Here is a 14,748-nt window from a genome sequence, read left to right as displayed (position 1 = left end):
AATTGATGACAACCCCTAGGGGAACTCTGAAAAACGCACTACAGACACGCGGAACTACCCGCCCACGTTGATGAGTGATCCATACAAATGACGCAATTCACAGAGCCGTTGCAAGTGACGCTGGTTGTGCTAGAACAGAACTGCTGGCATCGCCAGCGCTGATCGCCGCCCAAGTTGGGCGGCGGCGGTACCTTTAACCATTGGTTAGTAAGATGGATACGAATGAAACAGCCTCCTACACACCCAGCACCATAACCAGTATCACGAGGTTCGGAATCACGACTTTCAACGCGGCATTCGGCCAATGCGTTGATCGCAAGCACCCAGTCATGAGCTGGGCACAAATCTCTGACAACCCAGCGGAGCTGGAGACAACCAGGAGTCATATGGCGACGTGTCTAGCTTCCCTGCAAGGGGAAATGAACACGGGCCACCCCGTGGACGGGCCAACTGACCCTGAGATCGATTACCATCAAACCTGCTTGGACGGCCTACAAGAGCGCATCCGATCCGCTGAGAGCCCCAAAGACTTGGCCCAAGCGGCTGATGACCACCGTGACTCCATAGACGCTGCTGCCAACATGTGGATTGCACGCAAGTACGGCAGAGAAGGCGGTCAGTCCTATAGATGATCCGGTCGGGCTCTTGAGAATTCGACAAAGGTCGCGTCGCTAGCGGCGCGCCCTTTTTTTTCTTTGCGCACGATGCCAGGCAATAGCAAACGGCCCGCCACACTGACCGTAAGAGCTCCCGCCCTCTTGGCGTCATAAAAGACGCCGTGGGCAAGCTCACGTTCTGTGCCCGACCCTACGCACGACATCCAGCTCAAGAATCACCGCTGCGCAGACATCAGGCTCGCCCATCGGCCACGCAAACCCGCCACGACAGCAAATACTTCAATCCGACCCCGCACCCCGGGCAGACGTGTGCCGCCTGGCAAAGCGAATCGGCCGCACAATGCCGTAAGCCGTCGAGCGGTGGTCATCGAGCAAAGAACCAGCCCATGAACTCCTCGGCGACGTCGGGCGTGAGCTCGAGGACGGCCTCCGCGACCGCATGCTGCCCCTCCGCTGCGGCGACGGCGGCTAGAGCGCAGGCAAGAAACTCCGGATCCCAGGCGCAAGAGGACGCAGCCGCGACCAAGGAAGGAAGTTGAGCCAGGGCATGCAGGTAAGCGGCCCGAAGATCCTCGGGGATCTCGGCCTGGCTTTTCGCGCGGCAGATCTCCACCCAGGCAGGGAACTGAAAGTATCCGTTATCCGCTTTGTCGGGTGCGCGTGCCAATGCATTGACGACATGCGGCACAGCCGCGAAGGAAGCCGAATAGACGTCGCCTTGATGCGCAAGGGCACTCCACAGGGTGAACCACGGCTCCGATCCGTCGCTGAATGAAGGTACCGTCTGTAGCTGGCCCAACAGCGCGGGAATATCGCCGGCTGCGCCGTATGCGTGCTGCAGGTCGGACCAGCGCGGGCTTTCAAGACTCAGCACGGTGCTTACTCAGGAAACTGATTGAGCTTTGAAGGTCAGATAACAGTAGAGGAAAGTGCACACGGATGCCTGTTCCTCGAGGAAAGTGCACTCTGACCTCTATTCCTGCTTTCACAACGTCAACCGATGTCTATAAGCGAGCCAGACTCTGACTTGGTTGGCTCGTCAACCTTTTTCTCCAGAAGCCTAGCACGTCGCTTCTTCCCAAAACGATCAGCTATGCCCGCCATTAGCAGACCGATGACTCCACATAGGGCAAATACGGGCACACTCCAAAGATATCTATGCAGATCTTTCCCAGCAAGGAGCAAACAAAAAAGATGAACAAAGATGGAAAATACGCTACCAGCAACAAGAGCACCCGGTACAGATTTTTTGAGGTCCAACTTCTTAAATGGCTCTCCAATCACATCTGATGCAAGAAAAGACGCCGTTAGTACCAATAAAACTGGCGCCCCCAGAGCACCAACGATAAAAATTATTTTCGTCAGCGCCAAGTTGACGAACAGCTGTGGACGAATAATGACAAACGCTGCCGCGGGCCCAGAAAAGATCCCGCAGGCCACCGCTAGATAGGCAATCCCCCTTAGCCCCTCAAATCTTCTCAAAAGAGCGATATTGATTTCCAACTGCGTTCCCCTCAGATACGTTTGGCACTCAAGCTCACAGCCGACTATGAAAAGCTTCTTTATTCAGGGGATCATAAATCATCAAAGTGCGCTCTGACCGCTATTTCACTCTCAGCCGCGACCAAGAAGGGAAGTTGAGCCAAGGCATGCATGTAAGCGGCCTGAAGATCCTCGGGGTTTTGCGCGGCAAATCTCGACCCAGGCGGGAACTGGAAGTACCCGTGATCCGCCTTGTCGGGTGCCCGCGCCAGCGCAAGGATGACATACGGCACGGCCGCGAAGGAAGCCGAATAAACGTCGCCCTGATGCGCAAGCGCGCTCCACAAGGTGAGCTACGGCTCCGATCCATCCATGGATGAAGGCATCGTCTGCAGCTGCCCCAACAGCGAGGGGATGTCGCCGGCTGCGCCATATGCGTGCCGCAGCTCGGACCAGCGCGGACTTTCGAGACTGAACACAGTGCTTCGTTCGGCAGTTGACTGAGCTTTGAAGGGCAGATAACAGTAGAGGAAAGTACAACTGACGCCTGTTCGTCGAAGAAAGTGCACTCTACCCCCTGTTTCTATCCAGCGCTTATCGCGCATTGCTTGATGATGTCCTAAGCGATGAACTGCTCGCCGACATCCGCATTCACCCCCAGCAACAACGGGCCCTCGGCCACGATGCGTTTCGCAGCATGGGTGAGGCCAAGACCCGCCGCTTCGCGGGTGTCAGGCCGGCTCATCGGCCACGCAAATCAAGCGCGGCCATCAAGTAAGTCAACCTGACCCCGTTACTCGTTCGCTGGTGTAGCGCCCTTGGAATACGTCGATGGGCTTCCCAGCCCACTGGGTTACCTCGGCATTCAGTGCGCGGTACTCGTAGCTGCTACGTTTGTACGCGCACGTCCTTCCCATCCGATAAACGTATGCGCCGCCTGCGCCGTACACTGGACTCGGCATAGCCGCTATTCAACACGGCCGCCGGCTTGGCACCCCATCGGCCACGCAAATCCAACACAGCCATCAAGTAAGTCAACGTGACCCCGTTACTGTCATTTCTAGATGCTAGCAAGCGGCATCATGCCCTCAACAGGCTCTCTCCAAGTCAAAATATTTCGCTCCTAGCCCGCATTGAGCTATCAACCAGCGATTGAATTTCAAACTTGGCTTTTCTCAATGAATTCTTATCAAATAATCTGAAGTCATGAGCTTCTAAAAAAGAAACAATCCGCCCTAGCTCATCCTCAACCCCATCCCAGTCGGACTTGGATTTTCTTTCAGAGAAAACGCCATGTGGACCTGCTACGATTCCGAAGTCTGGATTTTTATCACGACCATAATTATGGCGAAGCTCGCGAATAGACTTCGATGCAATAGTGCCAAACTTAACAGGCACATCTAGAGCAACTGCAGCTTCGTGCTTCAAAATATAGAACTCCTTATTTGCATTGAAATGAAGAATAAACCTCGGCACAAATCCTTTGATGCCATATCTTGTATTTAAGCTCTCCTCAAAATCATCAGAGAGAGGAATTCGGCCGGCCGTTGATTTGGTTGTAACACACTCATAACAGACCAGGAATTCAATTATATCCTCTCGCAAATCGGGCTCTATAGATGAAGGGATGGCTTCAGAATAAGTAGCGTAACGCTCCAGCAACTTGTCGAGGGCAGGTATCGTTACTGATTTTGCAAAAAGTATGGGATCCGCCTCGTTAACCAGTATCAAGAAATTAAAGTTCGACGGTGCTCGAACTCCAAAAGCGCTACTGTAAATTGCAGCCTCTTTCGATTCAGGATAGTCTCTGAGTAGAAATTCACATAGAAAATAATCAAGAAGCGACTTATGAGCCCATCTCACCCGGACCCCATCCTTCAGAAATATAGGTACCGAATTAAGAACATCATGGAGGAAGTCTTCAGGTCCGAAAGTTAGGTCGGGACAGAGTGAAGAAGAGATTTTTTTCGCCATATCCATGAATTTATCTATACTAATCTCCACCTCACCGGACTGCCTAAAGAGCTTGGCCAAAGCACGCACCGCGCGGTGAAAATCATCGTGATGAAGGCCAGTTCGCTTCTCACGGACATACCCGGTCTCCTTACTTAGATCATGAGCCTCGTATAACGCATCAAAAACCTGCCTATAGAAAACCCCCCTCTTAACTGGCACCACTGATTTAAACTCAAAAGCACGAAAAAGGAGCGAGGTGAGAAGGGGGTTTTTCAAAAAGCTACTAACTGACTCATCATGACGAGCTTTTAGTTCCTCTAGAAGAGCACGAGCACGCTCCTCTATACCAAATGCTTGCCCGTACTTAGTAATAAGCTGACTAGCTTCAACCTTAGTCAGCTCCTTAATCTGAAATACGGTAAAATCGGCGTACTCACCAAATGGAAGCTCAGGGCGGCTGGTTATCAGAAAATTGGAACTCGGAGCCCGGTCGATAAAATCCCTAACTCCCCTTGCCACCCAAAGCTTGTTTTTATCTGAAACTTCGTCAAATCCATCAAATATAAACAAGAGGGGCTGTGTTCTTAGAAATTCACGCAGAATATCTAGATTTGAAAACTTAATCCCAAACTGGGAAAGAATCAGATCTTCAACGCCAATCTTGTCTGTTAGCCGCCTTAAATCGATAAGCAATGGCAAAAATCTTTTTTCCTCTAAAGATTTCAAATAAATAACTTTAGATATGGTTGACTTTCCCATTCCAGCAACATCAACTATCAATATCTTTTTTGTTTTTGAGAAAATCTTAGTAGGGAAGGATTCGACGACCACACCTTCACGCTTACCTTTACTTTCCAAAGTTAAAGGAATATAGATTGAAGCAATATCCACAGCCTCACGAGGGAAGGCAACGGTCGTCACCCTAGAATGACGACGTGCTAGCACAGTTGTTTGAGCCACTATTGCAGATGCCACTTCCTTCCAAGCACGCTCGTCTGCAACACTCGTCTTTCGCTTATCGCTCCATGCCTTCAGCAGCCCACTCATCCACGTCGCAGCCACCTTCCCAGCACCAACCGCGAGCGCATCTACACTCATCGCTTTATCCTTTAGAATAAGTTTTCATCATTTTATACGCTGACCAAATAAACCCGTAGACAAAAAAAAGGCGGCCATAGGCCGCCTTTTACTGCAATTAAATATCAAACCCCAACCGGATTAGCCTTCTCAGGATCAATCTTGTACTGCTTGATCGCCCGAGCCACATCCTTCCCAGTCATCTTCCCGTCCTTCGCCAACGCCGCAATCGCAGCATGCGCGATGTAGTACCGATCGACCTCAAAGAACCGACGCAGATTGGCACGCGTGTCAGACCGACCGAAACCATCGGTACCCAGCACGGTGTAGTGCATCGGCACGAAGGCGCGGATCTGGTCGGCGAAGGCGCGCACGTAGTCGGTGGCGGCGATGGCCGGGCCCTGGCGGCCTTCCAGCAACTGAGTGACGAACGGCTTGCGCTGTTCGCCTTCCGGGTGCAGGCGGTTCCAGCGCTCGGCGTCGAAGCCGTCGCGGCGCAGTTCGTTGAAGCTGGGGCAGGACCAGATGTCGGCGGTGACGCCGAAGTCCTTGTCCAGCAGTTCCGCCGCGGCGATGGCCTCGCGCAGGATGGTGCCCGAGCCCAGCAGCTGCACGCGCAGTTCGCCCTTCTTGGGCTTGCCGGCGTCCTTGAGCAGGTACATGCCCTTGATGATGCCGTCTTCCGCGCCCGCCGGCATTTCCGGGTGGGCGTAGTTCTCGTTCATCAGGGTGATGTAGTAATACTCGTCCACCTGCTCCTGCATCATCCGCTGGATGCCGTACTGCATGACCACGGTGACTTCGTAGCCGAAGGTGGGGTCGTAGCTGCGCACGTTCGGGATGGAGCCGGCGATGACCTGGCTGAAGCCGTCTTCGTGCTGCAGGCCTTCACCATTCAACGTGGTGCGGCCGGCGGTGCCGCCGAGCAGGAAGCCGCGGGTGCGCATGTCCGCCGCCTGCCAGGCGATGTCGCCCACGCGCTGGAAGCCGAACATGGAGTAGTAGATGTAGAACGGCAGCATCGGCACGTTGCTGACCGAGTAGCTGGTGCCGGCGGCCAGCCACGAGGAGATCGCGCCCGGCTCACTGATGCCCTGCTGCAGCACCTGGCCGGACTGGTCTTCGCGGTAGAACATCAGCTGGTCGGCGTCCACCGGCTTGTACTTCTGGCCGAACGGGGCGTAGATGCCGATCTGCCGGAACATGCCTTCCATGCCGAAAGTGCGCGCTTCGTCGGCCACGATCGGCACGATGCGCGGGCCCAGTTCCTTGTCGCGCAGGGCGATGTTGAGGCTCTGCACGAAGGCCATGGTGGTGGAGTAGGTGCGCTCGCCGCTGTCCTTGAGCAGGCGCTCGAACTTGTCCAGGCCCGGGGCCGGGATGGACAGGTCGGCCTTGCGGCGGCGCTGCGGCAGGTAGCCGCCGAGGGAGGCGCGGCGCTCCTGCAGGTACTGCACTTCCGGCGAGTCCGGGCCGGGGTGGTAGAACGGCACCTGCTCGGCGTCGGCCAGCTGCTTGTCGCTGAGCGGGATGTTGAAGCGGTCGCGGAACGCGCGCACGGCGTCATCGTCCAGCTTCTTGGTCTGGTGGGTGGGGTTCAGCGCCTCGCCGGCCGAGCCCATGCCGTAACCCTTGACGGTCTTGGCCAGGATCACGGTGGGCATGCCCTTGGTGTTCACCGCCTGGTGGTAGGCGGCGTAGACCTTGTGCGGATCGTGGCCGCCGCGGTTCAGGCGCCAGATGTCGTCGTCGGACAGGCCGGCGACCATGGCCGCGGTCTCCGGGTACTTGCCGAAGAAGTTGGCGCGGGTATAGGCGCCGCCGAAGGCCTTGCAGTTCTGGTACTCGCCGTCGACGGTTTCCATCATCAGCTTCTTGAGGACGCCGTTGGTGTCCTTAGCCAGCAGGGCGTCCCAGTAGCCGCCCCACAGCAGCTTGATGACGTTCCAGCCGCCGCCGCGGAACACGCCTTCCAGTTCCTGGATGATCTTGCCGTTGCCGCGCACCGGGCCGTCCAGGCGCTGCAGGTTGCAGTTGACCACGAAGATCAGGTTGTCCAGGCCTTCGCGGCCGGCCAGGGCGATGGCGCCCAGGGTCTCGGGCTCGTCGCTCTCGCCGTCGCCGATGAAGCACCACACCTTGCGGTCGGACTTCTCGATCAGGCCGCGGTGCTCCAGGTACTTCATGAACTGCGCCTGGTAGATGGCGCTGAGCGGGCCCAGGCCCATCGACACGGTGGGGGTCTGCCAGAAGTCCGGCATCAGCCACGGGTGCGGATAGGAGGAGATGCCCTGCCCGTCCACTTCCATGCGGAAGTTGTTGAGCTGGTCTTCGCTGATGCGGCCTTCCAGGAAGGCGCGGGCGTAGATGCCGGGGGAGCTGTGGCCCTGGATGTACAGCAGGTCGCCGGGATGCTTGTCCGAGGGCGCGCGCCAGAAGTGGTTGAAGCCCACGTCGTACAGGGTGGCGCTGGAGGCGAAGGAGGCGATGTGGCCGCCCAGGTCGCCCGGCTTGCGGTTGGCGCGGACCACGGTGGCCATGGCGTTCCAGCGGATGATCGAGCGGATCTTCCACTCGATGGCCGCGTCGCCCGGGCTCTTGGCCTCGTTGGCGGGGGCGATGGTGTTGACGTACTCGGTGGTCGGCGAGAACGGCAGGTAGGCGCCGGAACGACGGGTCAGCTCGACCATGTCCTCCAGCAGCTGATGCGCGCGCTCGGGGCCTGCGACATCGATGACGGCCTTGAGCGATTCGATCCACTCCTGGGTTTCAGTGGGGTTCGGATCGTTCTGCAGCACCTCGTTCAACCAGTTCATAACGCTCCCGTAGGTCGCACGCACGCGCGCGATGGCATGTGTTTTCTCGAAGCCTGCAAGTGTAGCGCAACCGCCTCTCAGGACCTCGTACGCCAGCGTATGGAACGGACTGTCACATTGGCCCGGGACACGCGGCGGGACAGTGCGGGCAGCCGCTGCGCCGAGCGGCCGCGGCTGCGCTTATGATCGGACTCCAGGCCCCCGAGGAGCGCCGCCATCGCCCTTGCCTCGTCAGCGCAGGACGCCTCCGCGGTCGCCTGGCGGCACAGCCTGCGCACGCGGCTGCTGCTGTGGGGCAGCCTGCTGCAGGTGGCGCTGCTGCTGGGCCTGGCCCTGCTGTTCTACGTGGGCGCGCGCGAGGTGATGGTGCGCAACGCCCGCGAGGAGGTGGCCGGGCTGACCCAGCAGACCGCGCGCAGCCTGGATGCCACGCTGGGCTCGGTGCAGGTGAGCGGGCGCACCCTGGCCGCCGCCGCGAGCGGGCTGGGCCGGCAGCCGTTCAACCTGCGCAACCTGCTGCAGGCCACGCTGCAGGGCGACCCGGACATCGCCGGCGCCTTGCTGGTGATCGAGCCCGGCGCGCTGAAGGACGACGGCCGCGGTTTCGCCTGGCACCTGCGGCGCACCGCTACCGGGGTGCTGGAACAGCCGGTGGAGGCGCTGGGCTTCGACGCGCGCAGCATGCCCTGGTACCAGCGCACCCTGGCCGCGCCGGCGCCGTGGTGGTCCGAGCCGTACAGCGACGCCAGCACCGGCGGCGCCTACCTGACCACCTACAACCTGCCGCTGCGCCTGCCCGGTGACGGGCCGCAGGCGCCGGCGATCGGCATGGTCAGCGTGGACGTGCCGCTGCAGCGGCTGCAGGCCATCGTCGCCGAACTGCCGGCCAACAGCGGGCTGCAGCCGATGCTGCTGTCGCCGGACGGGCTGTTCGTGCTGCACCCGGACCCGGCGCTGCGCTTCCGCCGCACCCTGGAGGCGCACGTGGCGCGGGCGCGGCCGGACCTGTCGCCGCTGGCGCAGGCGGCCGACACCCACAGGCCGGTGCGCTTCGAGCACACCGCGCCGGACGGCACCCGCTACCTCACCCAGAGCGCGGCGGTGGGCGACACCGGCTGGACCTTCGCGCTGAGCGTGTCGGAGGACTACATCCTGGCCGGGCTGGACCGCATCGTGCTGTGGGGCGCGCTGGCCGGTGCCGCCGCGCTGGCGCTGTGGCTGTGGCTGCTGCACCGCTACACGGTGCGGCTGGTGCGGCCGATCGAGGACCTGACCGACTCGGCGCTGCATTTCAGCCAGGGCGCGTTCGACTACCCGCTGCGCCACGTCGAACGCGCGGACGAAGTGGGGGTGATGGCGCGCGCCTTCGACAGCGCGCGCGGCTCGATCAAGCGCCAGTTGGAGGAGATCGCCACGCTGGCGCAGGCGCGGCAACGCATGCAGAGCGAGCTGTCGATCGCGCGCGACATCCAGCAGGCGATGCTGCCGGGTGGGCGCACCTTCGACAGCGCCCACAAGCATCTGGAGACCTATGCGCTGCTGGAACCGGCGGAGATGGTCGGCGGCGATTTCTACCAGTTCTTCGAGACCGAGCCGGGGCTGCTGTGGTTCGTGGTCGGCGACGTGTCCGACAAGGGCGTGCCCGCGGCGCTGTTCATGGCGCGGGCAATGACCGTGCTGGAGATCGCCGCGCGCCGGCACACGCGCCCGGACGCGATCCTGATCGCGGCCTCGCAGCGTCTGGTGGAAGGCAACGAGCCGTGCATGTTCGCCACCGTGCTGTGCGGGCTGATCGACGTGCACAGCGGCGACTACTGGCTGTCCAGCGCAGGCCACGAGCCGCCGTTGCTGCTCGGCGCCGATGGCCGCGCGGCGCTGCTGCCGCTGGAATCCGGCCCGCCGCTGGGGCTGGAGCCGCAATCGCGCTACCCGGTGGTGCATGGGCGGCTGGCCGCCGGCGCCACCCTGCTCAGCTACACCGACGGCATCACCGAGGCCATGGATGCGCAGGACCGGCCCTACGGCGAGGAGCGGCTGCTGGCGGCGCTGCAGCCCGGCGCCGACGCGCAGGCGCAGTGCGCCGCGGTGCTGGCCGACGTGCAGGCGTTCACCGCACCGGCACCGCAGTCCGACGACATTACGCTCCTGGCGATCCGGCTGCGCCAGGATCCGGCACGGGAGGCGACGCGATGATGCTGCGATGGCAGATGGAACCGGCAATCGACGCACTGGCGCAGTTGAGCGACAGCGTGGAGGCGGCGCTACGGCGCCACGGCGTAAGCGGCGAGCAGGTGAGCCGCACCCGGCTGATCGTCGAGGAGTTGGCGTGCAACACCCTCGAACACGGCCACCTGCGCCGTGAGCCGCTGCCGGTGGACGTGATCGTGCATCTGCTGCACGACGCGCTGGTGCTGGAATTCCACGACAGCGGCCCGGCCTTCGACCCGCGCGACGCGCCGGTGCCGGACCTGGACGCGGACATCGCCGAACGCCCGATCGGCGGCCTCGGCCTGCACCTGGTGCAGCAACTGGCCGATCGCCTGGACTACCGCCACGACGCCGGCCGTAATGTCGTGCGCATCGTGTTGCTGCAACCTGCCGATCCCCCTCTTCAGGAGTCGCCCGCATGACCACGTTGAGCCTGCAGATCGACCCGGCGCAGGACAAGCGCCAACGCCTCACCCTGAGCGGGCGCCTGGACACCCACACCTACCAGGCCCTGGACGAAGCGCTGGCGCCGCTGCTGGCCACGCCGATCACCACCCTGGTGCTGGACCTGTCGCACCTGGACTACATCAGCAGCGCCGGCATCCGCTCGATCTTCAAGGCGCGCAAGGTGCTGGCCGCGCGCGACGGCCGGGTGCTGGTGGTGAACCCGCAACCGCAGATCCGCAAGGTGTTCGACGTGGTCAAGGCGGTGCCGTTGAACGAGATCTTCACCTCGGTGCAGGAACTGGACGAGTACCTGGACGAGATGCAGCGGCGGGTGCTTGCCGATGGCGCAATGCGTCGGGACTGAAGTCCCTCCCACAGTGCACCCGGCGAGCGCGTCGCAAGACTCCTTTTTGACGCACGTCGACTGCCATGCCGCCGCGATGCGCGACGCGGCGTGCGTTCCGATGGCGCAATGCGTCGGGACTGAAGTCCCTCCCACAGTGTGCCCGGCGAGCGCGCTGCAAGACCCTCTTTTGACGCACGTCAGCTGGCATGCGGCCGCGATGCGCGACGTGGCGTGCCTGCCGATGGCGCAATGCGTCGGGACTGAAGTCCCTCCCACAGTGCACCCGGCAAGCTCGCTGCAAGACCCCCTTTCGGTACAAGCAGCCTCAGCCGCGACAGGATTTGCTGGTACTGCCCGTCGCGGCTGACACCGCTCCCACAGGAATGGCTGAGCATCGTTGTGGGAGGGACTTCAGTCCCGACGACGGAGGGTGTCAGTCGGCTTTCGGCTTCGCTTGGCGCAACTGCATGACCGTTGATTCCCACACGGGCGCCCCTGGCCCAGGCAACCGAAGCAACTCACGCCCGCATAGACCCACGCGCACCGCACGCACGCACGCGCACGACGCAAACGCGCGCTGCCGTCTTGACTGAACCAATCCCACCGCGCTCCAACGCCCGACCTGCCAAGCGCTTGCCGGCCACACTATTTCGATATATCTTTTTCGCGCCTGATTCGACATATCGAAATGCCACGGCCCCACGCCCCCGGCCCGCACCCCGCGCACCGCCTGTTCGAGGACGACCGGGCCGGCCGCGGCCGTGGCGCGCGCCGCCCCCGTCCGCTGGGCCACGGCGACCTGCGGCTGTTGCTGCTGGCGATGATCGAGACCCAGCCGCGCCACGGCTACGAGTTGATCCGCGCGGTCGCCGAGCTGTTCCATGGCCTGTACACGCCCAGCGCCGGCACGGTCTACCCGACCCTCGCACAGTTGGAAGCGCACGGCCTGGTGCAGGCCGATGCCGACGCTACGCGCAAACGCTATGCCATCACCGAGGCCGGCCAGGCCTTCGTGCGGGCCGAGCGCGCGCAGGTGGACGCGGCGCTGCAGCGTACCCAGCACAGCGCGCGCGCCCTGGTACGCGCCAACGTACCCGCGCCAGTACGCGAGGCGATGCGCCGCATCAAGCACGGCCTGCTGGCGCGGCACGGGCGCTGGGACCCGGACGAGATCGAGCGCGTCGCCGCGCTGTTGCATGTCGCCGCCGACGGCATGGATGGCAACACACCCTGATTCCCCTTCCAGCCAGCACGCGGACATTAGCGCTTTCGGCGTCCGCGTCGCCCGCCAACCCTCTCCCCCACTTCCGAGGATTCCCATGGCGACCCACGAACACCGCCTGCTGCGCCACCCGCTGCGCCTGCGTCATCTGCAGGTGCTGCGCACGCAACCGCTGACCCCGCACATGCGTCGCATCGTCGTCGGCGGCCCCGAACTGGACGGCTTCGTCAGCGCCGGGCCGGACGACCACGTCAAGCTGTTCTTCCCCAACCCCGAAGGCGCGTTCGTGCTGCCGACCATGACCGAGCACGGCCCGGTGTATCCGGCCGACGCGCTGCCCTCGCCCGCCCGCGACTACACCCCGCGCCACTACGATGCCGACGCGCAGGAACTGACCCTGGACTTCGTGCTGCACGGCGACGGCCCGGCCTGCCGCTGGGCGGCGCAGGCCGACCCGGGCGATGCGCTGGTCGTCGGCGGGCCGCGTGGCTCGTTCGTCGCCGCCGACGATTTCGATGCCTATGTGCTGATCGGCGACGAGACCGCGCTGCCGGCGATCGGCCGCTGGCTGGAGACCCTGCCGGCCAACGCGGAAGTCGACGCGCTGATCGAGATCCCCGGCTACGCCGACCGGCAAGCGCTGGAGTGCGACGCCGAGCTGCGCATCACCTGGCTGGAACGCAACGGCGTGGACGCACGCAGCAGCCAGCTGCTGGAAGGCGCGCTGCGCGATTTCGATCCGCCGGATGGCGACGCATTCTACTGGATCGCCTGCGAATCGGCCCGCGCGCGGATGATGCGCAAGTTCGTCGAGGGCCACCTGGGCGTGCCCAAGGAGTGGATTCGCGCGACGGGGTATTGGAAGGCCGGCGGGGACGCGGCCGAAGACTGAAAGCCGCGTCGAAGAAAGCAAAAAGCACGCGCAATATGGCCGGCACGGAATACACGGCAATCCGGCGCAATAGTCCCTCTCCCACCGGGAGAGGGGTTGGGGTGAGGGTAAGGACGCGCCTGGCGCTTCGGGCGCATGCGGGGCTTCGCCAAGAACCATCGCGGTAAGGCCATCGCGGCTGAAGCCACCCCTACGGTGCGTCTTTCGCGCGCAGTAGGATCGCCCCGCGCAGTTTCATTGCACTGCACCCAGCGAGATCCTGAAAACACAAACGCCCGCCGAATGGCGGGCGTTTGCATTGCGGCAGGCGGCAGCGCGCGAAGCGCTGCCGCAACCACAGGCGGCCTTACTTGGCCGCTGCCTGCAGCGCTTCGGTGGTGATGCGGATCTTCACTTCGTCGCTGACGTTCGGCACGTAGGCGCCCAGGCCGAAATCGCTGCGCTTGACCGTGGTGGTGGCGTCGAAGCCCAGCGCCGGCACCTTCTTCATCGGGTGCGGACCGGCACCGTTGAGGGTCACCGCCAGCACCACCGGCTTGGTCGTGCCCTTGATGGTCAGGTCGCCGGCGACGGTCAGCTTGTTGCCGCCGGCCGAGGTCACCTTGGTGCTCTTGAAGGTGGCGGTCGGGAACTTGGCGGCGTCGAAGAAGTCGGCGCTCTTCAGGTGCTCGTCGAACTTGGCGGTGAAGCTGTTGAGGCCGGACAGCGGCAGGGTCACGTTGACGCTGGACTTGCTCACGTCCTGGGCGTTGTAGACCAGGGTGCCGTCGACGTCGCCGAAGTGCGCGGACGGGTTGGAGAAGCCGAAGTGGCTCCACTGCACCAGCACGTCGGTGTGGGCCGGGTCGAGCGTGTAGGTGCCGGAGACGCCCTTGGCGGCGGCAGCGGCGGCGGCCGGGGCGGCGAAGGCGCTGGTGGCCGGCTGGGCGACGACGACGGCCAGGGCCATGGCGAGCGGGAGCAGCAGTTTGCGGGTCTTGGTCATGGTGGAACTCCTTGGAGGGGTGATGGGACGAAACTGCGGCAGGCGCGGGCCTGCGGTGGGACACGAAAGCGGAACGCGCGCGCTCACTCGATGCGCGCGGCCTCGTCGAAACTCAGCCGCGGCAGGCGCGGGAACAGGCCGCTGGGATCGCCGTAGCCGAGGTTGACCAGGAAGTTGGATTTGATCGCAGTGCCCGCGAAGAACGCGGCATCGACCTTGGCGTTATCGAAGCCGGACATGGGACCGGCATCCAGGCCCAGCGCACGCGCGGCCAGGATCAGGTAGGCGCCCTGCAGCGAGCCGTTGCGGAACGCGCCTTCGCTGCGGCCTTCGCGCGGGCCGTCGAACCAGCTCTTGGCATCGGTGTGCGGGAACAGATACGGCAGCTTCTCGTGGAAGTCCTCGTCGTGGGCGACGATCACCGTGACCGGCGCGGCCAGGGTCTTGGCCAGGTTGCCTTCGGACAGCGCCGGCTTGAGCTTTTCCTTGGCCTGCGGCGAGGTGACGAAGACGAAACGCGCCGGACTGCCGTTGGCGGCGGTCGGGCCCCACTTCACCAGGTCGTAGAGGGCACGCAGGGTGGCTTCGTCGACCGGCTTGTCCAGGAACGCGTTCTGGGTGCGGGCGGTGCGGAACAACTGGTCGAGGGCGGCGTCGTGCAAGGCGTCGGACATGGAGGAAGTTCCTTAGATCGAGGGAA

General features: G+C 62.6%; 12 protein-coding genes. 5 read left to right on the top strand and 7 right to left on the bottom strand.

Features of this window, described 5'->3' with window-relative positions:
- Window positions 1-981: 981 nt before the first annotated feature.
- From CEK65_RS13470 to aceE, 5 genes are all read right to left on the bottom strand, one after another.
- On the bottom strand, window positions 982-1,491 hold the full coding sequence (locus CEK65_RS13470) for a hypothetical protein (protein WP_152182059.1): 510 nt from the start codon (window positions 1,489-1,491) through the stop codon (window positions 982-984).
- A gap of 119 nt (window positions 1,492-1,610) precedes the next feature.
- On the bottom strand, window positions 1,611-2,120 hold the full coding sequence (locus tag CEK65_RS13465; RefSeq protein WP_152182058.1) for a hypothetical protein: 510 nt from the start codon (window positions 2,118-2,120) through the stop codon (window positions 1,611-1,613).
- A 598-nt stretch (window positions 2,121-2,718) separates the two neighbouring features.
- Window positions 2,719-2,844 (bottom strand): hypothetical protein, encoded by a 126-nt coding sequence (locus CEK65_RS21305; protein ID WP_255424532.1) that lies wholly within the window; start codon window positions 2,842-2,844, stop codon window positions 2,719-2,721.
- Between the two features lie 362 nt (window positions 2,845-3,206).
- Window positions 3,207-5,153: an NACHT domain-containing protein gene (locus tag CEK65_RS13455; protein WP_152182057.1), complete on the bottom strand. Its 1,947-nt coding sequence runs from the start codon at window positions 5,151-5,153 to the stop codon at window positions 3,207-3,209.
- Between the two features lie 104 nt (window positions 5,154-5,257).
- On the bottom strand, window positions 5,258-7,948 hold the full coding sequence (aceE, locus tag CEK65_RS13450) for a pyruvate dehydrogenase (acetyl-transferring), homodimeric type (RefSeq protein ID WP_150409817.1): 2,691 nt from the start codon (window positions 7,946-7,948) through the stop codon (window positions 5,258-5,260).
- 216 nt (window positions 7,949-8,164) lie between these two features.
- Here aceE and CEK65_RS13445 point away from each other — a divergent pair, with 216 nt between their 5' ends.
- The 5 genes from CEK65_RS13445 to CEK65_RS13425 all read left to right on the top strand — a co-directional run bounded on the left by CEK65_RS13445 (window position 8,165) and on the right by CEK65_RS13425 (window position 13,063).
- A complete protein-coding gene (locus tag CEK65_RS13445) occupies window positions 8,165-10,141 on the top strand; it encodes a SpoIIE family protein phosphatase (RefSeq protein WP_193314791.1) in 1,977 nt (658 codons plus the stop codon).
- Window positions 10,138-10,578, top strand: a complete 441-nt coding sequence (locus CEK65_RS13440) for an ATP-binding protein (RefSeq protein WP_152182055.1) — start codon at window positions 10,138-10,140, stop codon at window positions 10,576-10,578. The genes CEK65_RS13445 and CEK65_RS13440 overlap by 4 nt, the downstream gene beginning before the upstream one ends.
- Window positions 10,575-10,967, top strand: coding sequence for an STAS domain-containing protein (locus CEK65_RS13435; protein WP_017910037.1), 393 nt, complete (start codon window positions 10,575-10,577; stop codon window positions 10,965-10,967). Before CEK65_RS13440 ends, CEK65_RS13435 begins: the two co-directional genes overlap by 4 nt.
- Window positions 10,968-11,637: 670 nt before the next feature.
- Complete coding sequence (locus CEK65_RS13430; RefSeq protein ID WP_152182054.1) at window positions 11,638-12,183, top strand: PadR family transcriptional regulator; 546 nt, start codon at window positions 11,638-11,640, stop codon at window positions 12,181-12,183.
- Window positions 12,184-12,268: 85 nt separating this feature from the next.
- Complete coding sequence (locus CEK65_RS13425; RefSeq protein WP_152182053.1) at window positions 12,269-13,063, top strand: siderophore-interacting protein; 795 nt, start codon at window positions 12,269-12,271, stop codon at window positions 13,061-13,063.
- A gap of 346 nt (window positions 13,064-13,409) precedes the next feature.
- Here CEK65_RS13425 and CEK65_RS13420 read toward each other — a convergent pair whose 3' ends face one another.
- Window positions 13,410-14,048 carry a YceI family protein gene (locus tag CEK65_RS13420; protein ID WP_017910034.1) on the bottom strand — a complete coding sequence of 213 codons (639 nt, stop codon included), beginning with the start codon at window positions 14,046-14,048 and terminating at the stop codon, window positions 13,410-13,412.
- Between the two features lie 83 nt (window positions 14,049-14,131).
- Window positions 14,132-14,722 (bottom strand): malonic semialdehyde reductase, encoded by a 591-nt coding sequence (locus tag CEK65_RS13415; protein ID WP_010343089.1) that lies wholly within the window; start codon window positions 14,720-14,722, stop codon window positions 14,132-14,134.
- Between the last annotated feature and the right edge of the window lie 26 nt (window positions 14,723-14,748).

It is taken from the genome of Xanthomonas sp. LMG 12459, from assembly GCF_009192905.1.
Lineage (GTDB): Bacteria > Pseudomonadota > Gammaproteobacteria > Xanthomonadales > Xanthomonadaceae > Xanthomonas_A > Xanthomonas_A sontii.
The sequence above is the reverse complement of the archived record's forward strand: the minus strand, read 5'-3'. Positions and strand labels throughout refer to the sequence as shown.